The organism is Amycolatopsis eburnea (assembly GCF_003937945.1).
Classification (GTDB): Bacteria; Actinomycetota; Actinomycetes; order Mycobacteriales; family Pseudonocardiaceae; genus Amycolatopsis; species Amycolatopsis eburnea.
Window position 1 is genome coordinate 28,161 of record NZ_RSEC01000055.1, and the last position, 25,174, is coordinate 53,334.

29 protein-coding genes and 1 pseudogene are annotated in these 25,174 nt (G+C 69.5%); 24 read left to right on the top strand and 6 right to left on the bottom strand.

Annotation, left to right across the window (positions count from 1 at the left end):
* Positions 1–86 precede the first annotated feature (86 nt).
* Positions 87–1,481 (top strand): serine hydrolase domain-containing protein, encoded by a 1,395-nt coding sequence (locus tag EIY87_RS24740; RefSeq protein ID WP_125312286.1) that lies wholly within the window; start codon positions 87–89, stop codon positions 1,479–1,481.
* Between the two features lie 23 nt (positions 1,482–1,504).
* On the opposite strand, the gene EIY87_RS24745 is transcribed toward EIY87_RS24740, so the two are convergent.
* The 4 genes from EIY87_RS24745 to EIY87_RS24760 all read right to left on the bottom strand — a co-directional run bounded on the left by EIY87_RS24745 (position 1,505) and on the right by EIY87_RS24760 (position 4,934).
* Complete coding sequence (locus tag EIY87_RS24745) at positions 1,505–2,272, bottom strand: SDR family NAD(P)-dependent oxidoreductase (protein ID WP_125312287.1); 768 nt, start codon at positions 2,270–2,272, stop codon at positions 1,505–1,507.
* An 88-nt stretch (positions 2,273–2,360) separates the two neighbouring features.
* Positions 2,361–2,933, bottom strand: coding sequence for a TetR/AcrR family transcriptional regulator (locus tag EIY87_RS24750; RefSeq protein WP_125312288.1), 573 nt, complete (start codon positions 2,931–2,933; stop codon positions 2,361–2,363).
* A gap of 817 nt (positions 2,934–3,750) precedes the next feature.
* The gene (locus EIY87_RS24755) at positions 3,751–4,551 is read right to left on the bottom strand and encodes a helix-turn-helix domain-containing protein (RefSeq protein ID WP_125312289.1); all 801 of its coding nucleotides are present in this window, start codon (positions 4,549–4,551) and stop codon (positions 3,751–3,753) included.
* Entirely contained in the window at positions 4,548–4,934 is a 387-nt protein-coding gene (locus EIY87_RS24760; RefSeq protein ID WP_125312290.1) for a hypothetical protein, read from the bottom strand. Before EIY87_RS24760 ends, EIY87_RS24755 begins: the two co-directional genes overlap by 4 nt.
* A gap of 155 nt (positions 4,935–5,089) precedes the next feature.
* On the opposite strand from EIY87_RS24760, the gene EIY87_RS48445 reads away from it, so the two are divergent.
* From EIY87_RS48445 to EIY87_RS24775, 4 genes are all read left to right on the top strand, one after another.
* Positions 5,090–6,361, top strand: a complete 1,272-nt coding sequence (locus EIY87_RS48445; RefSeq protein ID WP_225440027.1) for a hypothetical protein — start codon at positions 5,090–5,092, stop codon at positions 6,359–6,361.
* Positions 6,354–7,235, top strand: a complete 882-nt coding sequence (locus EIY87_RS24765) for a phosphotransferase enzyme family protein (RefSeq protein ID WP_225440028.1) — start codon at positions 6,354–6,356, stop codon at positions 7,233–7,235. The genes EIY87_RS48445 and EIY87_RS24765 overlap by 8 nt, the downstream gene beginning before the upstream one ends.
* Before the next feature lie 77 nt (positions 7,236–7,312).
* Positions 7,313–7,495 (top strand): hypothetical protein, encoded by a 183-nt coding sequence (locus tag EIY87_RS24770; RefSeq protein WP_125312291.1) that lies wholly within the window; start codon positions 7,313–7,315, stop codon positions 7,493–7,495.
* 72 nt (positions 7,496–7,567) lie between these two features.
* Positions 7,568–8,170: a prepilin peptidase gene (locus tag EIY87_RS24775; protein WP_225440029.1), complete on the top strand. Its 603-nt coding sequence runs from the start codon at positions 7,568–7,570 to the stop codon at positions 8,168–8,170.
* 6 nt (positions 8,171–8,176) lie between these two features.
* Here the strand turns inward: EIY87_RS24775 and EIY87_RS24780 are convergent, their stop codons facing one another.
* Positions 8,177–8,620 carry a winged helix-turn-helix transcriptional regulator gene (locus tag EIY87_RS24780; protein ID WP_125312292.1) on the bottom strand — a complete coding sequence of 148 codons (444 nt, stop codon included), beginning with the start codon at positions 8,618–8,620 and terminating at the stop codon, positions 8,177–8,179.
* Between the two features lie 154 nt (positions 8,621–8,774).
* Here EIY87_RS24780 and EIY87_RS24785 point away from each other — a divergent pair, with 154 nt between their 5' ends.
* From EIY87_RS24785 to EIY87_RS24870, 18 genes are all read left to right on the top strand, one after another.
* Entirely contained in the window at positions 8,775–9,230 is a 456-nt protein-coding gene (locus EIY87_RS24785) for a helix-turn-helix domain-containing protein (RefSeq protein ID WP_125312293.1), read from the top strand.
* 16 nt (positions 9,231–9,246) lie between these two features.
* Complete coding sequence (locus tag EIY87_RS24790; protein ID WP_125312294.1) at positions 9,247–9,798, top strand: hypothetical protein; 552 nt, start codon at positions 9,247–9,249, stop codon at positions 9,796–9,798.
* Complete coding sequence (locus tag EIY87_RS24795) at positions 9,795–10,919, top strand: MAB_1171c family putative transporter (RefSeq protein WP_125312295.1); 1,125 nt, start codon at positions 9,795–9,797, stop codon at positions 10,917–10,919. The genes EIY87_RS24790 and EIY87_RS24795 overlap by 4 nt, the downstream gene beginning before the upstream one ends.
* Positions 10,916–12,100, top strand: a complete 1,185-nt coding sequence (locus tag EIY87_RS24800) for an FAD-dependent oxidoreductase (RefSeq protein ID WP_125312296.1) — start codon at positions 10,916–10,918, stop codon at positions 12,098–12,100. The genes EIY87_RS24795 and EIY87_RS24800 overlap by 4 nt, the downstream gene beginning before the upstream one ends.
* Before the next feature lie 219 nt (positions 12,101–12,319).
* A complete protein-coding gene (locus tag EIY87_RS24805) occupies positions 12,320–12,517 on the top strand; it encodes a hypothetical protein (protein WP_125312297.1) in 198 nt (65 codons plus the stop codon).
* A gap of 116 nt (positions 12,518–12,633) precedes the next feature.
* Positions 12,634–12,960, top strand: a complete 327-nt coding sequence (locus EIY87_RS24810) for a DUF6355 family natural product biosynthesis protein (protein WP_125312298.1) — start codon at positions 12,634–12,636, stop codon at positions 12,958–12,960.
* A gap of 37 nt (positions 12,961–12,997) precedes the next feature.
* The gene (locus EIY87_RS48450) at positions 12,998–13,615 is read left to right on the top strand and encodes a hypothetical protein (RefSeq protein ID WP_225440030.1); all 618 of its coding nucleotides are present in this window, start codon (positions 12,998–13,000) and stop codon (positions 13,613–13,615) included.
* A 341-nt stretch (positions 13,616–13,956) separates the two neighbouring features.
* Complete coding sequence (locus EIY87_RS24820) at positions 13,957–14,487, top strand: hypothetical protein (protein WP_225440031.1); 531 nt, start codon at positions 13,957–13,959, stop codon at positions 14,485–14,487.
* Positions 14,484–15,137: an SAF domain-containing protein gene (locus tag EIY87_RS24825; RefSeq protein ID WP_125312299.1), complete on the top strand. Its 654-nt coding sequence runs from the start codon at positions 14,484–14,486 to the stop codon at positions 15,135–15,137. The genes EIY87_RS24820 and EIY87_RS24825 overlap by 4 nt, the downstream gene beginning before the upstream one ends.
* Positions 15,138–15,142: 5 nt before the next feature.
* Positions 15,143–15,934: a hypothetical protein gene (locus tag EIY87_RS24830; RefSeq protein ID WP_225440042.1), complete on the top strand. Its 792-nt coding sequence runs from the start codon at positions 15,143–15,145 to the stop codon at positions 15,932–15,934.
* Positions 15,924–17,264 carry a CpaF family protein gene (locus EIY87_RS24835; protein WP_125312301.1) on the top strand — a complete coding sequence of 447 codons (1,341 nt, stop codon included), beginning with the start codon at positions 15,924–15,926 and terminating at the stop codon, positions 17,262–17,264. The genes EIY87_RS24830 and EIY87_RS24835 overlap by 11 nt, the downstream gene beginning before the upstream one ends.
* Positions 17,261–18,106 carry a type II secretion system F family protein gene (locus EIY87_RS24840; RefSeq protein ID WP_125312302.1) on the top strand — a complete coding sequence of 282 codons (846 nt, stop codon included), beginning with the start codon at positions 17,261–17,263 and terminating at the stop codon, positions 18,104–18,106. The genes EIY87_RS24835 and EIY87_RS24840 overlap by 4 nt, the downstream gene beginning before the upstream one ends.
* A complete protein-coding gene (locus EIY87_RS24845; protein ID WP_125312303.1) occupies positions 18,103–18,933 on the top strand; it encodes a type II secretion system protein in 831 nt (276 codons plus the stop codon). Before EIY87_RS24840 ends, EIY87_RS24845 begins: the two co-directional genes overlap by 4 nt.
* A gap of 13 nt (positions 18,934–18,946) precedes the next feature.
* The gene (locus EIY87_RS24850; RefSeq protein WP_125312304.1) at positions 18,947–19,141 is read left to right on the top strand and encodes a hypothetical protein; all 195 of its coding nucleotides are present in this window, start codon (positions 18,947–18,949) and stop codon (positions 19,139–19,141) included.
* Complete coding sequence (locus EIY87_RS24855) at positions 19,141–19,512, top strand: hypothetical protein (protein WP_125312305.1); 372 nt, start codon at positions 19,141–19,143, stop codon at positions 19,510–19,512. Before EIY87_RS24850 ends, EIY87_RS24855 begins: the two co-directional genes overlap by 1 nt.
* Positions 19,509–19,931: a hypothetical protein gene (locus EIY87_RS24860; protein WP_125312306.1), complete on the top strand. Its 423-nt coding sequence runs from the start codon at positions 19,509–19,511 to the stop codon at positions 19,929–19,931. The genes EIY87_RS24855 and EIY87_RS24860 overlap by 4 nt, the downstream gene beginning before the upstream one ends.
* On the top strand, positions 19,928–20,332 hold the full coding sequence (locus tag EIY87_RS24865) for a hypothetical protein (protein WP_125312307.1): 405 nt from the start codon (positions 19,928–19,930) through the stop codon (positions 20,330–20,332). Before EIY87_RS24860 ends, EIY87_RS24865 begins: the two co-directional genes overlap by 4 nt.
* Before the next feature lie 10 nt (positions 20,333–20,342).
* On the top strand, positions 20,343–23,039 hold the full coding sequence (locus tag EIY87_RS24870) for a BTAD domain-containing putative transcriptional regulator (RefSeq protein ID WP_125312308.1): 2,697 nt from the start codon (positions 20,343–20,345) through the stop codon (positions 23,037–23,039).
* A gap of 475 nt (positions 23,040–23,514) precedes the next feature.
* On the opposite strand, the gene EIY87_RS48455 is transcribed toward EIY87_RS24870, so the two are convergent.
* Entirely contained in the window at positions 23,515–24,294 is a 780-nt protein-coding gene (locus EIY87_RS48455; RefSeq protein ID WP_225440032.1) for a hypothetical protein, read from the bottom strand.
* On the opposite strand from EIY87_RS48455, the pseudogene EIY87_RS49275 reads away from it, so the two are divergent.
* Positions 24,208–24,756 (top strand): annotated as a pseudogene (locus tag EIY87_RS49275) (recombinase family protein); the annotation flags it as partial. The gene EIY87_RS48455 and the pseudogene EIY87_RS49275 sit on opposite strands and share 87 nt — an antisense overlap.
* Between the last annotated feature and the right edge of the window lie 418 nt (positions 24,757–25,174).

Sequence of the window (25,174 nt, forward strand, 5' to 3'; positions counted from 1 at the left end):
CAGGTATGGACAGGAGTCGCATGCCACCGGCACCGATGCGACGGTTGTCGAATGCGGCGCGCCTCTTCGCTTGACAGAATCACCTGATGATCACATCGCACGAACTCGCTGACCGGCTGTCGCGGCTGGCGGAGAAGTTCACCGTGACGGGTGCGTCGGCGGCGCTGTGGCACGACGGCACGCTGGTCCAGTCCGAAACCGGGACGGTCAACGTGACGACCGGCGCCCCCGTGCGGCCGGACACGCTGTTCGCGGCCGGCTCCGTGACGAAGACGCTCACCGCGTCCCTGGCGATGACCCTGGTGGACGAAGGGGCGCTCGACCTCGACGCGCCGGTGCTGGAGTACCTCCCCGCCTTCACGACGGCCGACCCCGCCCGCTCGGCGGCGATCACCGTGCGCATGCTCCTCAACCACTCTTCCGGACTGCCCGGCAACTACATGCCGGACCTGCCCCCGGGCGACGACGTGCTCGAGCGGCTGATGCGGGAACTCACGACCTTGGAGGTCACCGGCGTCCCCGGCCGCCGGTTCTCCTACAGCAACATGGGCATGAGCACCCTCGGCCGGCTGGTGGAGGTGCTCACCGGAGAACGCTTCGACGTCGCCCTGCGTTCCCGCATCCTGCAGCCCCTCGAGATGACCGCGACCGCGGACGCCGAGGAAATGCTCCTCCACTCGACTGCCGTCGGGCACGTCGTCGACCCGGCGAGCGGAGCCGTCTCACGGGTGCCGCGCCTGCGGGTGTGGCCCGAGTACGGCCCGGCCGGTTCACGCTTGTGGCTCGACGTCGCATCGCTGGTCCGCTTCGGACGGACGCACATCGACGGCACGGCACCCGACGGAAGCCGGCTCCTGTCGCGGGAAGCCGTGGAGCAGATGCGCACGCCCCAGTACGACGAGTTCTGGGGGTGCCTGCGCGGGTGCGCGAACTTCGGGCTCGGCTGGGGCCTCTTCCGGGAAGGAGACGACCCGGTCCTGACGCACTCCGGCGCCAACCTCGGCATGCATTCGACCCTCTACGTCCTTCCCCGGCAGAAGGCCGTGCTCGCGGTCCTCACCAACAGCAGCACCGGAGCGATGCTGCACACCACTTTGAGCACCGGGCTGCTCGACGAGTTCTTCGACGCTCGGGGCCCGGCGGCGCTCGCCCCACCCGAGGCGAGCGTCGAGGTCGACACCGGACAGTTCACCGGCTTGTACCGGGCTCCGGACGGCCAGGTGTCGGTCGAGGTGCACGACGGAAAGCTCCACGTCCGGTTGGTCCCGGACGCCGGCCTGGCCGAATGGGACCGGCTGATGGGCAACCCCGCGGGCGGCGGCCGAGCCATGCCGCTCACCTGCATCGACGGTGAGCGGAGCCGATTCGTCATGGACCTCGGAAGCCCGGGGAGTTTCCTCGCGGTGCAGTTCCACGAGCCGGGCTTGGACGGACGCCCCACCCTGGTGCGGCTGGGAACCCTCTACGAGCGGACGCCCTGAGCGCGGGAGCGGGGGCCGCACGATCAGATTTCGGTGCCCCCGGTGGCGTCGATGACCTGGGCGGTCACCCAGCGCGAGTCGTCGGAGGCGAGGAAGGCGACGATATCGGCCACGTCCTCGGGCAGGCCGAGTCGTCCGAGCGCGACCCGGCTGGCCTGCTGCGCGGCGGCATCGGGGTTCTCGATCAGGCGGGTGTGGTTCCTGGTGAGGATGATGCCGGGCGACACCGAGTTGACCGTGATGCCTCGAGGGCCAAGGCCCTTGGCCAGGGAGAGGGTGAACGCGTCCAACGCGCCCTTGCTGGCGCTGTAGGCGATCGTCTCCGGCGTCGCGAGCGTGGCCGCAAGACTGGAGATATTGATGACCCGTCCGCCGTCGCGCAGCCGGGGCAGCGCGGCCTGCGTGATGAAGAAGGGTGCTCGCACGTTCACGGCGAAGACCTTGTCATAGTTCTCCTCGGTCAGCTCGGCCAGCGTGGCGAAACTGCCGGCGGCGGCGTTGTGGATGAGAATGTCGAGCTTGCCGTCCGGCACGTGGCTCTGCCCGGCGTCGTCGAACGCCGCCCAGAGACGGGTGGCGTCATCGGGCCGGCCGAGTTCCAGCTGCAGTGCGAAAGCCTGTCCGCCATCGCCTTCGATGCCGGCGACGGTGTCTTTCGCCGCGGCCCCGTCACGGGCGTAGGTGATGGCGACCGTGGCGCCGTCGCGGGCGAGCCGTTCGGCGATCGCTCTTCCGATGCCGTTGCTGCCGCCGGTGATGAGCGCGACCTTGCCCTTCAGGGGAGTGGACACAACTGAACTCGTTTCTCTGTGGTGGATGGATGCGGCCGATGTCGGGCACCGCGCAGGCGAGAGCGATGACGGCCGGCGCCGGGGGAGATCAGAGGCAGGTCAGTGCGGCGTCGATGACGCGGTGCAGCCTGGTGGCGTCGTGAATCCTGATGAGTACGCGCAGGCCCGAAATCACTGCTCCCAGCAGGTCCGTGGTGGCTTGGACGTCGAGATCAGGGTCGACGTCGCCGTCGCGCCGCCCACGGTCGATCCGGGCGGCGATCACCCCGAGGGTCCGTTCTTGGGCTCGCAGCATTGCGCGAGCGATCGCAGGGTCGTGGTGCGCGAGTTCGACGGTGGTGTTGACGTTCAGGCATCCTCGGCGTTCGTTCGCCAGGTCGGCGTCGACCAGACCTCGTAGAAAAGCGCGAAAGACCTCGTGGGTGGTCCCGGGTCCGGACAGCAGTCGTTCGACGGACTCGGCGCCCATCCGGTCGTACCGGGCCAACGCTCGGTCGAACAACGCACGCTTGCTGCCGAATGCGTTGTAGAGGCTGCCTTTTGCCACCCCCGTCGCCTCGACGAGCATGGAGGGTGACGTCTCGGCGTAGCCGTGGGTCCAGAACGTCTCCATCGCACGATCGATGACCTCGTTGTCATCGAAGGTGCGTGGTCGGCCCATGGCAATACCGTAGACGATTCTTGACCTGAAGGTCAAGAATCAGTTCTCTTCAGCGTCTCCAGGTCGCCGGCGACCAGAACTCGGCCCTTGAGGCGCCTCGGCGAAGCGTTCCACTGCGCCGTCGGCAGGTACTCGCGACCGCTTCGACATGACGCCGCGGGAGGAAGGCGTACCCACCTGCTGGGGATGCGACTGCCCAGGAGTGCCCGGACCCGGCCGTGCCTGTGGGTCTCGACGCTGAACTGTCCGGAGAGGACGTGGTCGATCGGCAGTACGCCGAAGGATATCGGGACTCGTGCGGGCGTTTCGGCGGTTCGATGGCGGCGGAGATCCGCGTTGCCGGGAACGGGACGACCCGGACGCCGGTGCGCCGTCCAGGGAGGAGACCCGGGCGCAGACGGTCGAAGGTAACGATTCGCCGGTCGACACCGAGCCTGGCGAAGTGGGGCCCTTTCCGGCTCGGCCGCAGGGCCCGAGCAGGCGGCTCTGCGCGTCGAGGACCAGCGCTGACCGATCCCCGTGAGGCCGAAGCTGAGAGCCGGTGGTCGGCGCCGCGCGACACCAACTGAGGGTGAGGCGTTCGTCGATCACCTGCGTGGCGGGGAGCGGCCGACGCCGATAATAGCTCTTATGTAATCCTGCTGGGTGGCTGCCGTTAGGTCAGGCGAGCGGTCTGTATAACGTCGTATACCTGCCGCTCGGGCGGTCCTGGCCGAACCGTTGTCGGTGGTGTTCGCGGCCGCGGGCAGGTGAAACGGCTTTCGCGGTCCAGAGCTTCCGGCCGATCTCATCCACTACCAGCCCCCGGTCGGGCCGCTCAACACGCGTCGGCCAACGTCCCGTAGCCGACCGAATTTTCTTGCAGAGCCGTGAAAGTGGACCAGTAGCGCCGCACGCTGACCGAATCGGACAGGTAGACGGCCGTGTGCTCGTGCGGCAGAACAACAGTGGAGACGTTGTTCTCGGTCAGGTAAATGACGAAGGGCTTGGTCGTTCCGGCGGAGCCCAGGTTCTCCTTGACCACGCCGGCCTTCACCAGGCCCCGGTCGGCCAGCGCGGTGATGTGGTCCCGCTGGGCGTGCCGAACCTCCGGAGGAACGAGTTCGTGGTTCACCGCCGCCGCGCCCAGCAAGACGGTGTGCCGGTGCCGCCGATCTCGTTCGAGCTGCCGGACCTGCCGGGTCAGGATCTCCTGGTCGACGTCGTCCGCCTGAACGACGTGTCCCAGGACCGCGTGTGCGTACGCGGACGTCTGCAGAAGGTCCGGCACGACGTGCGGGGCCCATTGGAACGTGTGAAGCGCGTGCCGTTCATACACGCCCTGAAGGCTGGGCTCGCCCGGCGTGAGGATTTCGACATGGCTCGTGCGCTCGGATTGCCGGTGAAGCTGCATCAAGAGCTGGCGTTCGGCGGGGGAGACCCGTAGATAGCCGAGAATCCAGCCCAACTGTCCGGACTCGATCGACCGCTCTCCGGTTTCCCAGTTGGAGAGGCTGGGCGGGCTGAACCCCAGTTTGCCGGCCAGTTCGCGGAGGCTCATACCTCGGCTTTCGCGAAGCTCTCGTAGCGCGCAGCCGAGCACATAGAGGCCAGGGCAACGTGAAGGTCCGTCGGTCATGCCGAACGCCGTTCCGTGAGAAGGTGATACTGCGGGGCCGGGATGACGCCCGCGGTGACGTCAGCCGCATGGGACTGGAGGAGGTCCAGCAGTTCCTCGACCTTGTCGGCGACTCGGTGCTCCTCGTCCGAAGTCGCGGTACCGTCCTGCAGCTGAACGGCGAGCAGGCCGATCTGCCACTGTGTTGCTTCGATCGCGTCGAGGAGTTTCGTGGTGTCGCGGGACATGGGAACTCCGGTCGAGGGTCGTGGTGCGTCCGAAGAGGACAGGCGGCGCAGCCCGTTCAGGACGCGGCAGAGGTGAACGTATTCGGCTTCCTCCGCATAACGCAGGTAGGTGGCCGAGGGCCATTCGTTCTCTTCACCTCGTTCGCTGCTGTCCATGTCTTACAGCGTGATCAACAGCTGGCGGCTGGGGAAGCGAAGATCGGGCCTCCGGGGGCCGGGGCGGGCACAAACGGGGCCTCTTCGGGGCCTGTCCGTTGCCCTCGAACGAGGCTTCGTTCACACTGAGCGACAGACAATGACGGGGGACGACCATGGAAGAATGGACCGCCCAGCGCGCGGCCGCATTGTGTGCGGCCATGGGGTACACCCTCGGCGAGTTCGCCGAATACCTGGGACTGTCCCGGTCGACGGTGGCCAAGTGGAACCGGAAGACCAATCCGCGAAACCCGGGGCGCGAGGCACAAGACCTGCTGTCGGTGGCGTTGGCGAAAGCTTCGCCCGCCGTGCGAGCGCAGTTTCACCAGCGGGCGGGTGAAGTGCCGCAGGTCTGGACGGCAGGCGAACCGCGCGCGCAGGTCGTCGATTCGGCTGCACAGGCCGAACAGCTGGCCAACGAGGTCGCGGCGTTGGGCTCGGATGCCGACCTGATCGAGTACCAGCGAGCTGAGCTGGGCCGGCTGGCTGTCGAGTATGTTCATGCCCCGCTGCCCGCCGTCTTCGAGGACCTGCGACACGTTCAGAACACCCTGACGCAGGCATTGCGGACGCCTCAGCGTCCCAGCCAGACCCACGACCTGATGTTCCTTGCCGGAGTCACTTCGATACTGCTCGCCCACGCGAGCCAGAACCTGGGTGATCACGGCGCGGCTCTGAAGCATCTCCGGGCCGCGGCGACGCTGGCGACCGCGGTGGACAGCACCGCGCTGCGCGCCTGGACGTGCGGTTCTTCGGCCTTGTTCCACGAATGGTCCCGGCGGCCGGCCGCCGCGGTGACCGATGCCCTGAAAGGGTTGCAGTACGACGCCGGTCTCCAGACGCGGCAGCGCCTGCTGGCCATCGCCGCGCGTTCCGCGGCGCGCGCGGGACGACCTGACACGGCGCATGAACTGCTCGCCCGTCTCGACGAACTCCCGGAACGGGGATTCGCTTCCGCGGACTCGGTGGAGGGCTTCGGTGGATTGCTGTCGTTCCCGACGACCAAAAAGGTCTACTACGTCGGCGGAACGTACGCGCTCCTCGGCGAACACGATGCGGCGCAACGGTTTTCCGCTCAGGCGATCCGGGCCTACGAGACAGGCTCGCCGGAGGAGCGGTCGTACGGTGACTTGGCCCTGGCGCGCTTGGACCACGCGCACGCGTGCCTCGGCCGGGACGACTTCGACGGGGCGGCGGCGTCGGTCACGCAGATTCTCGACTTGCCCCCGGCGGAGAGGATCAGTCAGCTCGACGAGGCGGTCACCACGCTCCGTGACCGGGCAAGGCAGCTGGCCGGCCGCCAGCACCGCGCCGCCCGCGAGCTGTCGGACGGCCTCACCGGCTACCTCGTCGAACGACCCCGCGCTCTACCATCGGGATGTGCCTGACCTCGTTCTGCCGGAAGTGCTCGATGCCGCCTGCCGCCGTGCGGGTCTCGACCTCGCTGGCGCGACGCCCCTGCGTAACCACGCCAACGACGTGTACCTCCTCCCGTTCGCCGGCAGCTCCGGCGTCGTCGTGAAAATTGCTTCGAAGGCCGAACGGGATCGAGCGACCCGAGCTGTCCGGCTCACGCTCTGGCTGGTCGAACACGGCTTTCCCTGCACCCAGCCGGCCGAAGTCGAGCAGCCTGTCGAGTTCGGCGATCATGTGGTCACGTTCTGGCGGTTTTACCCGCAGAATGAGCGTGGAGTTCCCTCCGCGGGCCACCTCGGCGGCCTGCTGCACCGACTGCACCGCCTTCCTGATCCGCCGATCGAGCTGCCGCCCGCAGCACCGTTGTCCTCGTTCGCGGAAGTCGTCGCGGCCGACCTGGCGCTGCCGGAACAGGACCGGCAATGGCTGATCGAGGAGCGCGCACGTCTGCTTGAGGACTTCCACCAGCTGACCTTCCCGCTCGGAGTCGGGTTCATCCACGGGGACGCCTACCCCGGCAACACCCTGTGGGACGGTCCCGACGTCCGGCTCGGCGACTGGGACGAGCCGGCTTGGGGCCCTCGCGAGCTCGACCTGGCCAACACCGTCCACGGCGGTCTTCGGTTCGGACGCTCGACCGCCGAACTGGACGCCTTCGCCGCGGCTTACGGCTATGACCCCCGCGACTGGGCCGGAATCGACACACTCGTGCGAATCCGCGACCTCCACACGCTGAGCAGCTTCCTGCGGCGCGCTGCGCGCGGGGACAACGCCGCGGCCGTCGAACTGGAACGACGGGTGGGGTCGCTGCGGCGAGGAGACGGTGCTTCGTGGGTCGCGACATGAGCGTGGATCGAACGCATGTTCTAGCGATCTGATAGGTTCGCCACGTCGTGGTCGGATCGTGGAGCCGGGAGGTCGTTGTGGCGTGGTTGCTGAGGGAGCGGGCCACCGGCCGGGAATGGCGGATCGGCGACAGCGATCTCGCCTGGGAAGCCGGCGGCTTCGACACGGCGCGGTTCGAACTGCACGTCCTCGCTGAAGACGTCAGCGGGGCGCCTGACGGCTTTCCCGAGCTGCGTCCGAAGTCGGTTTGCGGGAGCTGATGCCCGAGCGGACCAGCGGCTTCGTCCCTACGATGATCATCTCGGATCCAGTGATCGTGGGATGGGTGCCGGATGGCGACGATGGTGCGGCTGGCGATCGGGCTTGTCGTCGGCCTGGCGCTCACGCCCCTGCTCGTTCGTCTCCTGCGCTGGACGGCTGACACCAAGGTCCCGAGCTGGTACGTCGTCGCGATCGCGCCGGTCGCCGGAGCCGCGGTAGCGCTCTGGACGCCGGCGGCGATCGCGTTCGGCGCGGCCTTCGTCGTGCTGGGCATCCCGGCCGCGGCGGTCGACGTCGTGGAGCACCGGATTCCGGACCGGCTGAGCCTCCCGCTGTGCGGGGTCGTCGTGGTCGCCGCGATCATCGGCCACCAAGCCGGGCTCCGAGCGCTCGCCGGTGGCGCCGCCTGGGGAGCAGTGCTGCTGCTTTCGTACCTGCTTACCGGACAGCCGGGACCCGGGGACGTCAAGCTCGCGCCGAGCGTCGGGATCCTGCTCGGCTGGTTCGGCTGGACGTGGGTGCTGGGCGGCTTCATCGCGGCCTACGTCGTTACCGCGGTGGCCGGACTCGTGGGCGTTCTGCTCGGCAAATTCTCGTTCCGCGACGGCCAGGTGCCGATGGGGCCGTCGATGGTCGCGGTCGCCCTCGTTGGCGGAACCCTCGCGCAGCTGTGAAAACGCTCAAGCGGACCGGCGAGCACCGAGGGTTCGGCGATGCCGGGCCTGTTCAACGATGTCGCCGTGCCGGCTGACCCAGTCGGCCAGTGGCTGCATCGCGTCGAGCGCCTCCCGGGTATCCGAAGTGAGCGTGTAGACGACCGACGGCGGGAAGACGCCAGGCTCCTGGTGCCGGACGATCAGGCGGTCGGCGGTCATCGTCTTCAGCGTGCGGGTGAGGACGCTGGCGTGCAGGACTCGCGGCCGGCCGGACCAGCTGTTCGCCGCGGCGGCGTCGTTGAGCGAGCCGACCATGCCGAGCAATTCGGTGTAGTGCTTCGGCCCGCTCTTCAAAGCCAGCAGGATCGCTGTCATCCAGTCGCCGCCGAAGAGCTGCTTCGCGTCGTGCAGCTTGCGCAGCCGCTCGGCGTCCTCGGCGGTGATCGCCTGTGTCGTCGGTCGAGTCATCGGCCCTCCCCGGTTCGATCACCCCAGGCTGTTGATCTTAAGTTTTCGCAGGTCGTGTCTCAACTGTCGAACAGTCATTCACCTGATCAGGTCTTAATCTGAGTTAAGGCGCGGTTTCGGCGGTACTTTCGAAGGGGAGCTGAGGAGGGGGACGATGGCCGAACGTCCCGAGCGACGCGACTTCGCGGACAAGCTGAACCACCTGTTCGCCGTCACGAAGTCGCCGGACGGCGACGAGTACAGCAACGACTTCGTCGCGGAGTCGATCACGGCCACCGGAACCAAGATCTCCGGCACCTACATCTGGCAGCTGCGCAAGCGGAAGCGGGACAACCCGACGATCAAGCACGTCGAGGGGCTCGCGAAGTACTTCGGCGTACCGTTCAACTACTTCTTCGACGACGACGTCACCGGCCGCGTCGACCAGCAGCTGCGGGAACTCGCCGACGAGCGGGACCGCCTCAAGGCGCAGGCCGGTGACAACGAAGCGCAGCGCATCGCGATGCGGGCCGGCGAGCTGTCGCCGCACCGCCGGCAGCTGGTGATGGACCTGCTCGACGTCGTCTACCGCGATCAGCAGGCCGAGCAGGAGCGCGAAGCGAACGAGTGAGCAGGGGAGGGGAGCGATGAACGAGCGGTTGCTCCGGCGGCGGTGCCGCCGGTTGCTGAACGAGCTCGGCATCCGTCCGCCGCTGGACGTCGTGGAGCTGTGCCGGCGCGTCGGCGAGCAGCGGCGCAAACCGATTCGCCTGCTGGCGCACCCAATTCCGGTGCCCGGACCGTTCGGCGCGTGGATCAGTACCCGCCAGGCCGACTACATCCTGTACCAGAAGGAAACCAGCAAGTCGCACCAGAACCACATCATCCTGCACGAGCTGGGCCACCTGCTGGCCGGCCACCAGAGCGACCCGTGCGACGACGAACTGCTCGCCGGGCTCTACCCCGACATGTCGCCGGACAGCCTCCGCAAGCGCTACCCCGATCTCGAGCCGGACGCCGTTCGCCGGGCCCTGAGGCGCACCTCGTACGACACCGAGCAGGAGCGTGAGGCCGAGACGACGGCGACGATCATCCTGGAGTGGGCGTCGGTCGTGGACGAGGTCGTCGTCAGCGGGGGTACGAGCGGGCTCGCCCGGCAGATGGACGCTGCCCTCGAAGGACGGCTGGGCTGGCTGTGACACCGGTTGTCGCCGCCTACGGCATCGTCTCGGCCATCGTGCTGCTGTGGCTGGTGCTGCGGCTCGCCCGCAATCCCCGCAACACCGCTCTTCGCAGCGTGACGGCGCTCGTGGCCTGCCTGGCGATCGCGTTCCCGTTCGGCACCGCGGCCGACAAGGGCACGCACGTGCTCGGCCTCCCTCCGATGATCTCCCGGCTGGTCCAGCACGGTCTCCTGCTGGTCGGGGTCTACAGCCTGGTGTGCTTCTTCCTGTTCTCCGCGCGCGAGCTAGCGGCCGCGCGCCGGAGGGCCGTTTGGTACGCGATTCCGTTGCTGGCGGCCGAGGCGGTGCTTGTCGTCGCCGCGCTGGCGACGCCAGTGTCCGTCCGGACCAACGACCAGTCGGTGCCCAGCGTGGCGGTGTTCTTCATCGCGGCCGACGTGTTCATGGCGATCGGCTTCGCCGCGGCCGCGGTGTGGGCGCACCGGTACGCGCGCGAGGCCGTCGGCAGGCTGGCGCGCGGCCTGCGGATCGCCGCCATCGGCCTGGTGGCCATCGTCGTGGCGAACTGCCTGTTCGTACCGGCGATCGTGTTGACGTTGCTCTACGACGTCGGAGCCACCGACGACTCCGGCTCGGCGGGGACGGCGTTGGGGGCGTTCGCCGCGACCTTCCTGTTGATGCCGGGCGTCCTGCTGTTCCTGCTCGGCGTCACATATCCCGCGGGCGCGACCCGGCTGGGCGCGATGCGGATCTGGTGGCGGCACCGACGCCTCCACCGGCAGCTCGCGCCACTGTGGACGGTGCTGCACTCGCAGTTCCCCGACGACGCGCTGGATCGCGTTCCGGCCGCGCCTTGGCGGGACGCGTTCCGCCTGCGGGGAACGCACCGCAGGTACTACCGCCGGGTCGTCGAGTGCCGCGACGGCCTGGTCCGGATCAGCCCGTATCTCACGCAGACCGACGACGCGGCCGATCTTCCCAGCCGGCTGAAGCAGGCCCTCGGGGCGCACGCGGCCGGCGAGCCCGTGCCTACGAAGGCGATCCCGGTGGCGTTGCCGGAGGACGAAGGGTTGGACGCGGACGTTCGCGAGCTGGTTCGGCTGGCGCGGGGGTTGGCGACGAGGGGAGCGGGATGACCAGGGCGTTGATCATCGGTGGAGGTATCGCCGGACCGGTTGCGGCGATGGCGTTGCAGAAGGCGGGCATCGACTCCGTCGTGTACGAGGCGTACACCCACGGCGCTGACGACGTCGGCGCGTTCATGACGATCATGAACAACGGCTTCGACGCGCTGCACGCGATCGACGCCGACAAGCCGGTGCTGGACGCGTCCTTCCCGGCCGACCGCGCGCTGTTCTGGAGCGGCTCGGGGAGGTTGCTCGGCGAAGCGCCGATCGGCGGCGGCTCCGCCGGGGCGTACGGGCCGCACACCATCAAGCGCGCCGAGCTGTACCGGGTGCTGCACGAGGAGGCCGAGCGCCGCGGGATCGCGATCGAGCGCGGCAAGCGCCTTGACGACGTGGACACTGACGGCGGTGTGGCGGCGGTCTTCACCGACGGCACCCGCGAGGAAGGCGACCTGCTGATCGGCGCGGACGGCATCCACTCGGCGACCCGTGTCGTCATCGACCCGGACGCGCCCGAGCCGCGCTACACCGGCACGGTCGTGCTGTGCGGCTACGCCCAGCGGGCACCGGTCGAGCCGATGCCGGGCGTGTACCGGATGATCTACGGCAAGCGCGTCTTCTTCGCCTACACCACGGCGCCCGGCGGCGAGACCTGGTGGTTCGTCAACATCCCGGGGCCGGAACTGCGGAAAGCCGAGCTGGTGGAGACGTCGCTCGAGGAGTGGAAGAAGCGAGCGACGAGGTTGCTGCGCGGGGACCGGTCACCCGCGGCCGCGATCGTCGAGGCGTCGGAGGAGATCCGGGCGAGCAACGGCTACGACATCGCCTCCACCCCGAGCTGGCACACCGGCCCGATGATCGTCATCGGGGACGCCGCGCACGCCGCGGCGCCGAACGCCGGGCACGGCGCCTCGATGGCCATGGAGGACGCCGTCGTGCTGGCGAAGTGCCTGCGCGACGAGCCGGACGTGCCGGCGGCGTTCCGGGCTTATGAGACGCAGCGACGGGAGCGGGTCGAGAAGCTGGTGGCGACGAGCGCGCGGATGGGCGGCACGGCGACACCGGGGCCGATCAAACGGATCATCCGCGACGTCGCGATCCGCAAGCGGCTCAAGGGTGGACCGCGGAACACGGCGGCGTGGCTGACGCAGCACCACATCGACTGGGACGCGACGAACCTACGGGAGTGAAGCTCCGCCGTTCCCGTTGAAGGGCTTGGTGGTCGGCCTGGTGGCGACGACCGTTGTCGGGTCTACACCGCCGACTACGCGATCGCCCCGGATCTCAAGCCGCGCGAGGAGCTCGGTGCCACCATCGACCACATCGCGGTCGAGCACGCGGTCGACTACCTCGGCTACCAGCGCCGGATGGGCGATGCCGACCCGAAACAGCCGGACAACGTCAGTCCCATGAGCCCGAAGGCAGACGAGGACGGCATCACCTGGCGCTGCTGGGCCGTGACACCCGCCGCCGGCACCAAGTACCGCATCCGGGCGGAACTCTTCGACTACGGCCTCTCCGCCGACCTCGCCGAGGGCACGATCACCGGGCGCAAGCCACTGCTGGACTTCAAGGAATCCGACCTGTTCACCGCCGTCGACTCCTGATTCCCATGCGTACTTGAAAGTCCGCGTCATACACCGTTTGCAGTGCGTGGGACGTCCGCCGGTAAACCGGAACCAGAAGAAATTGCTGGACCGGTTTGGAGGACGGAATGTCGAAAATGTTTCGCACTGCGGCTCGGGTCGTCGCGACGGGCTCGGTGGTGATCGCCATGTTCGGCAGTGCGTTGGCCACGGCCGCCGACGCCGCTGTGCCGCTGCGGGTGAAGGAACGCTGCGGGTACTTGGAATGGGGCAAGTACCGCCACTGCGACGGCGGCACGGGGTCGCACGTGATGCTCGACGTCCAGGACATCTGGGGCGCCATCTACCACTACTGCGTCGGTCCCGGGGTGACCGACCTGCAGCCGGTCATCAGATGGCGCGTGACGGGCGCCTGGTGGAACGGTGGCGTCGGCTGCGATCCCGGCTACTACGGCCCGGCCTGAACACATTCGAGTGAACAGAGCCGTTCTTCTCCGCGTCATGGCGATGAGTCGGTTTGATGACCTGATCGAAACTCGTCAGAAAGGTCGGACAATGGTGCAAAATTGGTTCTCGGTCGCGGCGCTGGTGCTCGTTTCCGCCGGGCTGGTGAGTTGTGCGGGAGAAGCTCCGAAGCCGAGCGTGCCGTCTTCGGCGATCTCGCTTCCGAAATCCACGTCACCCGAGGACGAAGCCGCTCGAGCCGCGATGGCCGCCTACGAGCTGTACTGGCAGATCAGCGAACAGGCCGGGCGCGCGCCGCGGGAGAAGGACTGGCGGTCCGAGCTGGCGAAGGCGATGGCCGACCCCGCGCTCACTGACTACGTGAACGAGGTCGCCAACCTGGCGTCCGTGCCGGCGCACACCGTCGGCCGGTACGGACGCAGCCCCAAGACGACCTCGGTGTCGCTCGGCCGGCCGCCGCGGGTGGTCATCACCGACTGCCTCGACGCCACTGACGAACACCTCGTCAGCGACAAGGCCGGCGAAACCGGCCGGAACCTCGACAACCCGGACCAGCCGCGCCGGTACGAATTCGAAGCGCAGGTCGTGCGCTACCCGGACCCCGACCGCTGGCTGGTGCAGCAAGTCCAACCACGTCTGGAGAAACCATGCTGAAGGGAAGCTGCCTCCTCACGGCGGGCCTGCTCGCGGCCGCTCTGCCCGGGGTGGCGTCCGGCCAGGCGGGACCCGGCGGATGCACGTCGGCGGGCACCCGCGGGATGTGCTGGGTCGCGGCCACCGACCCCGGACGGCCCGGAACAACGAGCGGTGGAAACCCACAGCGGGGACGGACGCCGCACGCCGGTGGCCACCCGGCCGCCCAATCGCCGTGCGTCGACCAGCCATGGACTCCGCCGCCGGCCGGGGATCCGTTGTGGGGTGGTCATTCGCCGTCCGACGGGTCGCTGAAGTTGTTGATCTGCCAGGGCGGCGGGGCCCTGCAGGGGTGGCCGCGGGTGGTGTTCGCCCCGAACGGGCAGCCGGCCGTCGTGCCGCAGGTGTCGCCGGCCGAGCTGGCCGAGCAGGCGATTTCGGAGATGGGGTTGTCGGCCCCGGACATCCGGCTCGCGCCACCGGCGGATTCGCCGCACGGGGCGACGATCGGGTTCCCGGTGTGGATGTGGACCGCCCGCCGGGAAGCCACGGTCGGCCCGGTGACGCGGACGGCGAGCGCGGGCTCGGTCACCGTGACCGCCACCGCGACGCTGGCCAAGATCGACTGGTCGATGGGAGACGGGGCGACGGTCAGCTGTCCCGGGCCGGGCACCGAGTTCACCGATGACCGGGCCGGACAGCCGTCCCCGACCTGCGGCCACGTCTACCGCGCACTTGCCGGCGGCGGAGTGGCGGGGATCAACGCGACGAGCCGGTGGGAGATCCGCTGGTCCGGTGGCGGGCAGAGCGCGTTCCGGACGATGGCGTTGACGTCGTCGTCGCGGTTGCCGGTGCGCGAGATCCGCACGCTGAACACCGGGAGGTCGCGATGACGACCCGGGTGCAGCCAGTGCACGGCGTCCCGGCGGCGCCGGTACCGTTGCGGCCGCCGCGCCGCCGCCGCTCGAAGCTGCTCGTGCTGCTGGGCGTCCTGCTGTCGGCGCTGTCGGCCGCGGGCATAGTCTGGATCTTCCGCGCGACCGACGACGCGGTCGCCGCGGTCGGTGTCGCTCGCGCGGTCCGGTACGGCGAGGTCATCACCGCCGAGGCACTGCGCGAGGTCCAGGTTCGGCCGGACCCGGGCGTGCGGCCGCTGCCGTGGGAACGGCGGTTCGACGTCGTCGGCCGGACTTCCCCGACCGACTTGCAGCCCGGCGAGATCGTGACGCCGGACGCGGTGTCGGACTCGGCGATGGTGCCGGGTGCCGGGCAGCAGCTGATCGGGGTTCCGGTGAAGCCGGGGCAGCTGCCGGCGGCGCCGCTGCAGCCACGCCAGCCGATCCTTCTCGTACCGGCCGGTGTTGTGGGCGCAGGCGCCGAGTCGTGGCCGCCGGTACGAGGCGCGGTGATCAGCGTGACCGAGCGGGACGCGTCCTCGACACAGGTGGTCGACGTCGTGGTGCCGGATGCGAACGGCGTGCAGCTGGCCTCCCGGGCGTCCGCAGGTGGCGTCGCGATCGTCGTCCTGCCGAAGGACCGGTGACCACCATGTTGATCTCCTTCATCTCGGTGAACGGCAGCCCGGGGGTCTCGACCGCGGCGTTGGCACTGGCCTGGGTGTGGCCGCGGCACGCGGTCGTCGCCGAGTGCGATCCGACCGGTGGTCGCGCGCTGAGCGTGTTCGACCCGGACGGCGGCCACGGCCGTAAAGGCGTGTTCGAGCTGATGCTGCAGGCGCGGACGATGGAACTGCACCGGGCGATGTCGAGCCAGCTGCTCGTCCTGCCCGACGGCACCGGCCGCCACCACCTGCTGCCCGGCACGGGTTCGCCGCGCGAGGCGGACAGCCTGGATTGGCGGCGGCTGACCTCGTTGTTCCTGGACCTGGAGACGGTCGACGTCCTGGCCGACTGCGGCCGGTTCCGCACGCGGGCCACCCCGGCCGCCATGCTCGCCGAGGCCGACCTGGTCGTCGCGGTGGTGCGCAACTGTCGCAGCTCGTTGCAAACGTTTGCGAAGGCCGTGGACGTCATCCGCGAGGAGCACGGCGTCTTCGACGACGAAGGTTTCGTGGTGCTGCTCGCCGACCCCGAGCCGCGGAGCCACCAGCGCTACCCGCACGGCGAGATCGGCAAGGAACTCGGGCTGTCCGTGGTCGGCGCCCTGCCGTGGGACCCGGTCGGCGCGGCGCAGTTCACGGACCTGCACCGGCCAGGCCGGAGGTTCGAGACGTCCCCGCTGCTGACGCACGCGCGCAAGACCGTCGACGAAATCGGGCGCCGCGCGATGCAGCGGATGACCTGGCTGCGCAATCCGGTGGTGAACGGCCATGTCCGTTGACGTCGCGGAGATCGACGAGGTCGTCGACCGGGTCCAGCAGCGCCTGGCCCCGCTCGTGCGGCAGAAGATCGCGGCGGGGGAGCGTGACGAGCGCGCGGTCGCGGAGGTCCTGCTCGACGACGTCCTCGCGACGGTGATCAAGGAATGGGCAGGCTCCGGCCGCCCATTCCTCGACTTCCCGCAGGAGCAGACGGTCCGCGCGGCCGTGCTGGCCGAGATGTTCGGCCTCGGCCGGCTCGAGGCGCTGCTGGCAGACGACGAGGTCGAGAACATCGACATCATCGGCAGCGACCCGGTGTGGCTGTCCTACCACGACGGCCGCGTCGAGCGCGCGCCCCGGATCGCGTCGACCGACCAGGCCGTCGTGCAGTGGTTGCAGCGGATCGCCGCGCGGATGGGACGCACCGAGCACACGATCAACGACGCCCGGCCGCTGCTCAACATGGAACTGCCCGGCGGCGAACGACTCGCGGCGGCGATCGGCGTCACCGACCGGCCGCACATCTCGATCCGCCGCCACCGCCTCCCGACCGCCGGGCTCGAAGCGTTGTGGCGGCGCAGGATGATCTCGACCGCTCAGCTTGCGTTGCTGCGCGCGGCCGTCCGGGCGGAGAAGAACGTCGTGATCTGCGGACGCCAGAAGGCCGGGAAGACGACGTTGCTGCGCGCCCTGTGCTGGGAGGTCCCGGCGACCGAGCGGTTCGCGACGTTGGAGACGGAGTTCGAACTCGGCCTGCACCGCCACCGCGACCGGTTCCCTGCGGTGGTCGCGTTCGAGGAGCGCGAAGGCAACACCGAGCGCTGGGAGAATGGCCGGCCGGTCGGCGGCGTCGACCTCCCGCGGCTGGTGTGGCAGTCGCTGCGGATGCACACCGCCCGCACGGTCGTCGGCGAGGTCCGCGGCGGCGAGATCGTCCCGATGCTCAACGCGCTCGCCGCCGGCGGCGCCGGGTCGCTGTCGACGTTGCACGCACGCAGCGCCGCGCAGGCGATTCACCGGATGGTGTTGCTGTGCCTGGAAACGAACGCCGCGTGGACCCCGGAGTTCGCCTACGAGGCCGTCGCGAACACCATCGACCTGATCGTGCACGTCGACCTCGTGCACGAACCCGGCCGCCTCGATCGACACGTCACCGAAGTCGTCGCCGTCGAACCGGGGGAGTACGGCCGCCCGGCGCGCACCTACCTGTTCGCCCCGGCAGATGGGCGGTCCGCGCCAACGGGGAACTTACCGACCGACATCGAGGACTACGAGCGTGGCGGCTTCGACCGCAGCTGGCTCACGAGCAGCGGCGATGGCGGCTGGCTGAGCGATCGGAGCCGACCATGACCGAGTTCGTCCTGACCGTGGCCGGCGCCGGAGCGGGCCTGGGCCTCACCCTGATCGCGCTCGGCCTCTACGGACGCGAGCCGGACGCCGTGCCGGCGTTCCGGCGCGGCCACCGCTGGCTCCGCCGCCGCGGCTCGGTGCGATGGGGCTTGGCGTGCGGCGCGGGTGCGTTGGTGTGGCTGGTCAGTGGCTGGCCGGTCGCCGGAATTGCCGTCGCCGCAGCGGGCGCGTTCCTGCCGTGGCTGTTCGGCGCCGGGAAGCTCGCAACGCAGCGGATCGAGCGGCTGGAGGCGCTCGAGGACTGGCTGCGCGGCCTCGCGGACGTCCTGCGCGCCGGAAACGCGGGCCTCGTCGGAGCCCTGCAAGGCTCCGCGCACGACGTGCCGCCCGCCATCAGCGCCGAGGTCACCACCCTGGGACAGCGACTGCGCACCTGGAACGTCGACGACGCCCTGCTGCGGTTCGCCGACGACATCGACGACCAGATCGGCGACGTCACGGCAGCCGGGTTGTGCGTCGCGCACCGGCAAGGGACCGGCACGGCGGAACTGCTCACGACGCTGGCCCGGCAGATCGCCGCCGACGTCGCCTCGCGCCGCGACGCCGAGGCCGAACGCGCACGCCGCCGGTCCGCGGCCCGGATCCTGCTCGGGCTGTGGACGGTGATGTTCGTCGGGTTCGCCGCCTTCGGCAGCGACAGCTACACCGCGGTCTACAGCTCGGTCGGCGGGCAGCTGGTGCTCGCCCTCGTGCTGGGCGTCGTAGGCGTCGCGGTGGTGTGGTTGCGCCGCCTTGGTGTCGAGCCCGCGGCACCAGGCTTCCTCGGTGGGGAGCCGTCATGACCGTGTTGATCCTTTTGGCTGTCACGGCGGCGATCGGGGTGACGCTGGTCGTGGCGGGATTCGCGCCGACCCGTCCACGGCTGGCCGACGTGCTCCGCGAAACGCCGCGCGGCGCGGACTTCGTGATGATGCAAGCTGATCGGCTCAAGCTGGTCGCCAAGCCAGCTGATCTGGCACTGGTCGGGCGGTCGCGGGAGTCCTTTGTGGCCCAGCGAGTCGGTTTCCTGCTCGGCGGTGCACTCTGGATTCCGGCGCTGACCACGGTGCTGGCGCTGATCGGTGCCGCGCCACCGATCGTCCTGACCGGGGCCGCGTCCGTGGGCTGCGCACTGGTCGGCTGGCAGCTGCCGATCATGCTGCTGAAGAGCAAGGTCAAGCACGCCCGGACGACGTTCACCGGCGCGCTCGCCGCGTACTGCAGGCTGGTCGCGTTGGGCCGGCTCGGCGACCGCGGCCCGGTGGAGGCACTGCGCTACCCGGCCACGCTCGGCGACGGCTGGGCGTTCCGCCGGATCAAGCTCGCGATCGACGAAGCCGTGCTGCGCGGCCGGATGCCGTGGGCCGGGTTCGTCGAGCTGGCCGAGGAAACCGGCGTTCGCGAGCTGAAGGACATCGGGCACATCATCGCCAGCGCCGGCCAGGACGGTGCCAGCATCGTCGACACCCTCCGCGCCAAAGCCGCCGCCCTCGACGAGAAACAGCTCGCCGACCGCAAAACCGGGGCCTCGGTCCGGTCCGATCGGATGGACATGCCCGTCGCCCTGCTCGGCCTGGCGTTCATCGTCTTCCTCGCGTTCCCCGGCCTCTACCTGATGCTGCACAACTGAAAGGGGAAAGGTCATGCTCGGCAAGATCACGTGCTGGTGGCTCTACCTCCAGTCCCGCTGGCACCAGTTCGCCGCGGAGGGCGAACGCGGCGACGAGAACATCACCAAGGCCTTCTACGCCGCGCTCGGCATCACGGTCGCCACGCTGATCGGCGCCGGGATCACGGCGTTCGTCAACGGCAAGCTCCCGCTGATCGGCGGCCACTGATGCTCGCGGGCGAACGCGGAGACGACAACGTCGCCGCGGCCGTCATCTTCAGCGCGATCCTGCTGGTGGCGTGGGCGATCCTCCAGGTCGCCGTCGTACTGCTCGGCCGCGGTGTCGCGCTCGAGGCGGCACGCGATGGCGTCCACGCCGCCCGTCTCCCACCGGTGAACACCGCAACCGCCGCCTCCGCCGCGGCCGGCTACGTCACCCGCGCCACGGGTTCGTGGCTGACCGACGTCGCCGCGCACGCGGAGTCCGACGGCCGCATCGTCACCGTGACGGTCACCGGGCAAGCCGTCTCGCTGGTGCCGTTCGCGCACTTCCCGATCCGCCAGACCTCGTCCGGCCCGATCGAGGAGCTGACCCGATGAAATCGGGCGCCGAGCGGGGTGACGTCACCATCGAGGCGGTGGTCGGGGTCGCCGCGCTCTTCCTGATCTTCGGCCTCGGCCTCGCCGGCCTGCGTCTGCTCGTAGCCGACGCGGCCATCGACGACGCCGCACGCTCCGCGGCCCGGGCGGCGTCGATCGCCCGCGACGGCCAAGCAGCCGCGATCACCGCCGACCGCCGCGCCCGCGCGGTGCTCGCCGAGCAGCAGCTGGCGTGCAGCAGCCTGGACGTGAACGTGGACGCCCGCGACTTCGCCAAGTCGCTCGGCGAGACCGGATACGTCGTCGCGACCGTGACGTGCGTCGTGCCGCTCGCCGACCTGGTCCCGGGAATCGGCGGCTCGAAGGCGCTCCGCGCGGAGTTCCGCTCGCCGATCGATCGGTTCGGAGCCCGGTCATGAGGTCGCTTCGCGGAGATCGCGGGTCGGCGTCGGTGCTGATCCTCGGTTTGAGCGTCGCGGTGCTGCTCGGCGTCGGGTTCGCAGTGGACGGCACCCGCAAGGGACAGGCGTACTCCCAGGCGACGTCGATCGCCGAAGAGGCCGCGCGAGCCGGCGGCCAAGCACTACGCGCCCGCGCGCTCGCCGCTGGTGCCGACGCCGACGTGGACCCGCAGCTGGCCGTGGCCGAGGCCCAGCGGTACCTCGTTGCGGCCGGAGCCAACGGGACGGCGCGCTGGGATGGCCGGCGCCTCGTCGTCGACACCACGATCACCCGCTCGACCGTCTTCCTCGGCTCGATCGGCATCGCCGAGTTCACCGTGCACGGCACCGGCGCGGCCGTCGTGGTGTCCGCGGGATAGGAGAACTCCGATGCGAACGTTCCGGCTCTTGGCTGCGGCGGTGATCCTGCTGGCGATCACTGTGGTGCCACCGATGGCGCTGTGGCACGTCCGATCTGCATACCTGCCCGACCGCGTGCCCTCCGCCACCGAGGCCGTCGCATGGCTGACCGGCGAGGACAACGGCCAGCTCTTCCTGCTGCTGTTGGTCGCCGCCGGTCTCATCGCCTGGCTGCAACTGGTCGTGGCGATCGTCCTGGAGCTGCTCGCCCGGCTCAGCGGGACGGCCGTTCCCCGCCTGCCCGGCTTCGGCTGGGCCCAGCGCATCGCCGCCGCCCTGCTGCTCGTCGTGCTGACCGGCACGGCGGCCGAAGCGGCGGAACCGACCGGCGACGACGCCCAACCCACTCACGTGGTCGCGCCCGGCGACAGCTTGACGAAGATCGCAGCCGGCGAACTCGGCAGCTCCGCGCGCTACCGCGAAGTCTTCGACCTCAACCGCGGCATTCCCCAACCTGACGGCCGTTCCCTTCAGAACCCAGGATTGCTGCGACCCGGCTGGATTCTGCGGCTACCGCAGGACTCCGACTGCGAAGAAGTCGTCGTGCGCCCCGGCCAGACGCTGTCGCAGATCGCCAGCGAGGAGCTCGGTGACGCCGGACGCTACCGTGAGATCTTCGACCTCAACCGCGGACGGCCTCAGCTGGCCGGACGCGTCCTGGACGACCCCGATTCGATCCGACCTGGCGACGTCCTGCGCATCCCTCGTCCGGCAAAGCCCGCGGGTGGCGGCGGAGCCGCGACTGCCACTTTCGTCCGTGCTTCGGTGACTTGCCAGACCCCCGAACCACCACCTCCGGCCCCGCCATCGCAACCAGCGAAGCCACCGTCGCCACCGCCAAGCGTGCCGCCACCCGCCCAGAGCGGCCACTCGTCGAACTCGGCCGCGTCGCCGGCCGACGCCGACGACGGATCGTCGGTGACGGTGGTGAGCGTCGGCGGCGTCCTCGCCGTCGGCCTGCTGACGCTGCTGGCCGCCCGGCGGCGACGCGCTCACCACCGCCGGCGACCAGGCCACCGCATCCGCCACAAGCAGCCGGGGCGACTCGAAAAGGACCTTCGCGCGGCAGCCTGCCCCGGAACGGTCGATGACCTCGACCGGGCTCTGCGAACGCTCGCACGGCATGCCGGAGCCGATCTGCCACGCCTGCGAGCGGTCAAGATCGGCACCGACGGGATCACGCTCCGGCTCGCCGAGGCCCGCAGTCCGATCGCGCCGTTCGTCCAGACCCGCCCGGCCGAATGGCAGCTGGACCCGGCAGCCGACCTCGACGGCGAGCACGTCCCACCGCCCTACCCGGCCCTGGTCTCCCTCGGCCACACCGCCGACCGCGACCTCGTGCTGATCAACCTGCACGAGGCCGGTGTCCTCGCACTCGGCGGCGACCGCGACGCGGCCGAGTCCGTCGTGCTCGCGATGGCCTGGGACCTCGCCGCAGCTCCATGGGCCGCCCGGACGCAGCTCACGCTCGTCGGTACGGGCAAGACGTCGGCCGAACGCCACCCGGATCGACTTCGCTTCGCCCCGGGCTGGGACGAAGCTCTCGAGCCATCCCAGGGCTGTCCCCAGGTGCTGCTGTCGGCCATCCCGCTGACCGACGACGTCGCGCGACGGCTCCCGCCGAGCGGGTACGACGCTGTCGTAACGGCACTCGACAACGACCTCTCGCTGCCGGACGCCTGGCACCTCGACGCGACAGGTCAGTCCACGGCGGTGAAGATCCTGGGCGAAGACGTCGAGCTACAACGGCTTTCGCCGGTACAGGTCAGCGAACTCGTCGACGCACTCGCCGACGCGGATGAGCCGGACCAGGTCCAGGCCGACGAGTACCGAAATGTTCCGCTGGAGGAGACCGGCGTGCCGGAGGCAGTCCACGTTCCGGAACCCGCGGTCTCGGTCGACCGACGCCCGGTTGCGACGTCGGTGCCCTCGCTCCAGTTACTGGGCCCTGTCCGGCTCCACGGGGCCGATCCGGAGGCCGTGGAGGGCAAGAAGCTCAACCGCCTGACCGAACTGGCCGCGTACCTCGCCCTGCACCCCGGCGTGACAGCCGACGACATCTCGCGGCAACTCGGCACCGACACCCAACCGTGGTCCGCCGCGACCCGGCAGGGCTACATCTCCCGGCTCCGAACCTGGCTCGGCCGCGACGAGAACGGCGAGCTGTACGTCCCGAACGTCGACGCCCGCCACGGCGGCTACCGGATGTCCGGCTCCTTTACCGCCGACTGGCACCAGTTCCGAGACCTCGCTCGCCGTGGTCTCGCCGAGCGAGACCACGGCGTCTCGGACTTGCAGCAAGCTCTGGACCTGGTCCGGGGCACACCGTTCAACGGTGTCCCACCCGGCCGGTACGTGTGGAGCTCCTGGCACCAGCGGGAGATGATCGACGCGATCGTCGACGTCGCTCACACCTTGGCTGACGCGTACCAGAAGGCCGGCGACCTCCCAGCGGCCCGCCGAGCGGCGATGCGTGGGCTGTTGGCCGAGCCGGTGAGCGAGATCCTCTACCGAGACCTGCTCCGCATCGAGTACCGCGCCGGCAACCTCGCCGCTGTCCGCCAGACCGCCGACAAACTCGCCGCCCTCGCGGAGTCGCTTGACGTGGAACTCGACCAGGAAACCAGCGCACTGGTGAGCACACTGCTGGCCGTTCGGCCGTCGTGATGAATTGCGTCCGGGGATTTTTCACTTGTCTCGCTGAGAGCAATCAACCCGACATGGGTTTCGAGATGTGAGAACCGAAGTCTCGCCGGTCTCGCCCAGGTCCCGCACTGGTCTCGGTGGTCGAAGTGGCAGTCTCGGCAGGAGGTTCGGGGAGCGATCGCCTCCCGGAAGCGGAAATGGTGCCGCGTCAGCGCGGCTCCGAATGGTGTTACGATCAGGACCGTTCCCGCGTCGAGAAAATTCATTTCTCGGGTCGCGTCGAGCTCGTCGGTGGAGCAAGCGCGGAAAGATTGCGCGCCCGGCTCGCTCGCGCCTCGGCAGATCTCCTTCGTTGGGCTGCTGACGCGTCATCCGCTGAACCAGCCAAGGATGCCCGATCGTCATGACTTCATCCGAACGTGTGATCGTCAACCCGCCGGCCCCCGGACTGGGTGGCTACGGCCTCCGAGACCGGCCCGCCGGTGTCTCGGGGCCATCAGGACTGTCCGACCACGCCGTCTCGCCCCTGGGCATGCCCCTTGCGCTCCTGCGCGACGAAGTCCGTGTCGCGTTCCTGGGCCGAACCTCCACAGAGGAGCAGCAGGATCCCCGGCAGTCGATCCTGCGCCAGCTGGGGAACAGCAAGACGGCCTTGCCCGAATCCTGGGTCATCGTCGCGCACTTCTACGACGTCGAGTCCGGCCGGATGGAACTCGACCGCCGCGGCCGGGGCGAGCACTACGACCGCTTCGACATCCCCATCGCCCGCGATGGCGGCATCGCGGACCTCCTCGACGAGGCGGCGAGACCCGACCGGCGGTTCGACGTCGTCATCTGCGAGAGCATCGCGCGCGTCGCTCGCCGCGCCTACGAGGGACTCTCGGTCGAACGAGACCTCGAACGGTGCGAGGTCTCGCTGTTCGCGGCGAACGAGACCATCAGTGTCTCGGGGAGCCGGGCCCAGCGGATCCTGCAGCGCCGGATCAACCAGTCCGTTGCCGAGTACGAGGTCCTGAACACCCTCGAACAGTCGTGGGGCGGGCTCTGCACCCACGTGCGCGAGGGCTGGAACATCGGCAAGCCCTGCTACGGCTACAAGGCCAAGACGTTCCGGCACCCGAACCCGGCCAAGGCCGCGAAAGGGTTGACGAAGACACGCCTGGAGCCGGACGGCGTTCGCGGCGAGACCGTGACGCAGATCGCTTCCTGGGCCTATTACGACAACCTGGGCGGAGATGCCATCGCGAACCTGCTCAACCTCGATCTCGAGAAGCATCCGCCACCAGTACCGCCGGGCGCTGTGCGCGCACGGGGCGTCTGGAGCAGGTCCAGTGTTTACGACATCCTCCGCAACCCGAAGTACACCGGGTACCAGGTCTACAACCGGAGGGCGACCCGCTCGCGCCGTGGCAAGGTCAACGATCCCGTGAAGTGGGTCTGGTCGCTCGAACCCGCCCACGAGCCGCTGGTCCCGAAGTGGATGTACGACGAGCTCGCCGCCCGCAGGCAGGCCAAGAAGGGCTCCCGAACCGGCGGTGAGCGCAACGTCCACCCGCAGACCAAGCGGACCTACCTGTTCCGCGGGATGGTGTTCTGCTCGTGCGGGAGGCGGATGATCGGCGTTCCACGGCACGGCAGGTCCTACTACCTCTGCCGGCCGAGCAACACGAACCGCGGGCGCCCGGACAAGTACCTCGGCCACGAGAAGGCGCTGTACTTCCGGGAGGACGCTGTCCTCGACGCCGTCTCCAGGTTCTTCGCCGACCGGGTGTTCGGCTCGGATCGCCGCGCGATTCTCGAGAGCGAGCTGGCCGGCGTGGATGACCAGGCCGCCCGCGATCGCGAGGCCGAAGTCCAGCGGCTCGGCAACGCCCTCGGAGAACTCGCGAAGAGGCAGGACTCGATCCTGCAGCAAGCTGCCGACGGCGACCCTGACGACCCGTTCACGAAGGCGCTGAGGGGCCGCTACAACGACCTGGAGAAGCAGCGGACGGGGCTCGCGAATGCACTGGCTGAGCTCAGGCAGCCCGACGCTCCAGGGCCAGATGTGCCGACGGCCGCCGACGTGGGGCTGATCGATGCCCTGCCGTACCTGGCGCTGAACCTGGCGACGGCACCGGAGGACCTGCTTCGGACGCTGTTCGAGGTCACCCAGC

What these genes read in the sequence shown, in the direction of transcription:
- EIY87_RS24740 (WP_125312286.1), top strand. Translation starts at nt 87, where the DNA reads ATGATCACATCGCACGAACTCGCTGACCGGCTGTCGCGGCTGGCGGAG.
- EIY87_RS24750 (WP_125312288.1), bottom strand. Translation starts at nt 2,933, where the DNA reads ATGGGCCGACCACGCACCTTCGATGACAACGAGGTCATCGATCGTGCG.
- EIY87_RS24755 (WP_125312289.1), bottom strand. Translation starts at nt 4,551, where the DNA reads ATGACCGACGGACCTTCACGTTGCCCTGGCCTCTATGTGCTCGGCTGC.
- EIY87_RS24760 (WP_125312290.1), bottom strand. Translation starts at nt 4,934, where the DNA reads ATGGACAGCAGCGAACGAGGTGAAGAGAACGAATGGCCCTCGGCCACC.
- EIY87_RS48445 (WP_225440027.1), top strand. Translation starts at nt 5,090, where the DNA reads ATGGAAGAATGGACCGCCCAGCGCGCGGCCGCATTGTGTGCGGCCATG.
- EIY87_RS24775 (WP_225440029.1), top strand. Translation starts at nt 7,568, where the DNA reads ATGGCGACGATGGTGCGGCTGGCGATCGGGCTTGTCGTCGGCCTGGCG.
- EIY87_RS24780 (WP_125312292.1), bottom strand. Translation starts at nt 8,620, where the DNA reads ATGACTCGACCGACGACACAGGCGATCACCGCCGAGGACGCCGAGCGG.
- EIY87_RS24785 (WP_125312293.1), top strand. Translation starts at nt 8,775, where the DNA reads ATGGCCGAACGTCCCGAGCGACGCGACTTCGCGGACAAGCTGAACCAC.
- EIY87_RS24790 (WP_125312294.1), top strand. Translation starts at nt 9,247, where the DNA reads ATGAACGAGCGGTTGCTCCGGCGGCGGTGCCGCCGGTTGCTGAACGAG.
- EIY87_RS24800 (WP_125312296.1), top strand. Translation starts at nt 10,916, where the DNA reads ATGACCAGGGCGTTGATCATCGGTGGAGGTATCGCCGGACCGGTTGCG.
- EIY87_RS24805 (WP_125312297.1), top strand. Translation starts at nt 12,320, where the DNA reads ATGAGCCCGAAGGCAGACGAGGACGGCATCACCTGGCGCTGCTGGGCC.
- EIY87_RS24810 (WP_125312298.1), top strand. Translation starts at nt 12,634, where the DNA reads ATGTTTCGCACTGCGGCTCGGGTCGTCGCGACGGGCTCGGTGGTGATC.
- EIY87_RS48450 (WP_225440030.1), top strand. Translation starts at nt 12,998, where the DNA reads ATGGCGATGAGTCGGTTTGATGACCTGATCGAAACTCGTCAGAAAGGT.
- EIY87_RS24825 (WP_125312299.1), top strand. Translation starts at nt 14,484, where the DNA reads ATGACGACCCGGGTGCAGCCAGTGCACGGCGTCCCGGCGGCGCCGGTA.
- EIY87_RS24830 (WP_225440042.1), top strand. Translation starts at nt 15,143, where the DNA reads ATGTTGATCTCCTTCATCTCGGTGAACGGCAGCCCGGGGGTCTCGACC.
- EIY87_RS24835 (WP_125312301.1), top strand. Translation starts at nt 15,924, where the DNA reads ATGTCCGTTGACGTCGCGGAGATCGACGAGGTCGTCGACCGGGTCCAG.
- EIY87_RS24840 (WP_125312302.1), top strand. Translation starts at nt 17,261, where the DNA reads ATGACCGAGTTCGTCCTGACCGTGGCCGGCGCCGGAGCGGGCCTGGGC.
- EIY87_RS24845 (WP_125312303.1), top strand. Translation starts at nt 18,103, where the DNA reads ATGACCGTGTTGATCCTTTTGGCTGTCACGGCGGCGATCGGGGTGACG.
- EIY87_RS24850 (WP_125312304.1), top strand. Translation starts at nt 18,947, where the DNA reads ATGCTCGGCAAGATCACGTGCTGGTGGCTCTACCTCCAGTCCCGCTGG.
- EIY87_RS24855 (WP_125312305.1), top strand. Translation starts at nt 19,141, where the DNA reads ATGCTCGCGGGCGAACGCGGAGACGACAACGTCGCCGCGGCCGTCATC.
- EIY87_RS24860 (WP_125312306.1), top strand. Translation starts at nt 19,509, where the DNA reads ATGAAATCGGGCGCCGAGCGGGGTGACGTCACCATCGAGGCGGTGGTC.
- EIY87_RS24865 (WP_125312307.1), top strand. Translation starts at nt 19,928, where the DNA reads ATGAGGTCGCTTCGCGGAGATCGCGGGTCGGCGTCGGTGCTGATCCTC.
- EIY87_RS24870 (WP_125312308.1), top strand. Translation starts at nt 20,343, where the DNA reads ATGCGAACGTTCCGGCTCTTGGCTGCGGCGGTGATCCTGCTGGCGATC.
- EIY87_RS48455 (WP_225440032.1), bottom strand. Translation starts at nt 24,294, where the DNA reads ATGCTTCTCGAGATCGAGGTTGAGCAGGTTCGCGATGGCATCTCCGCC.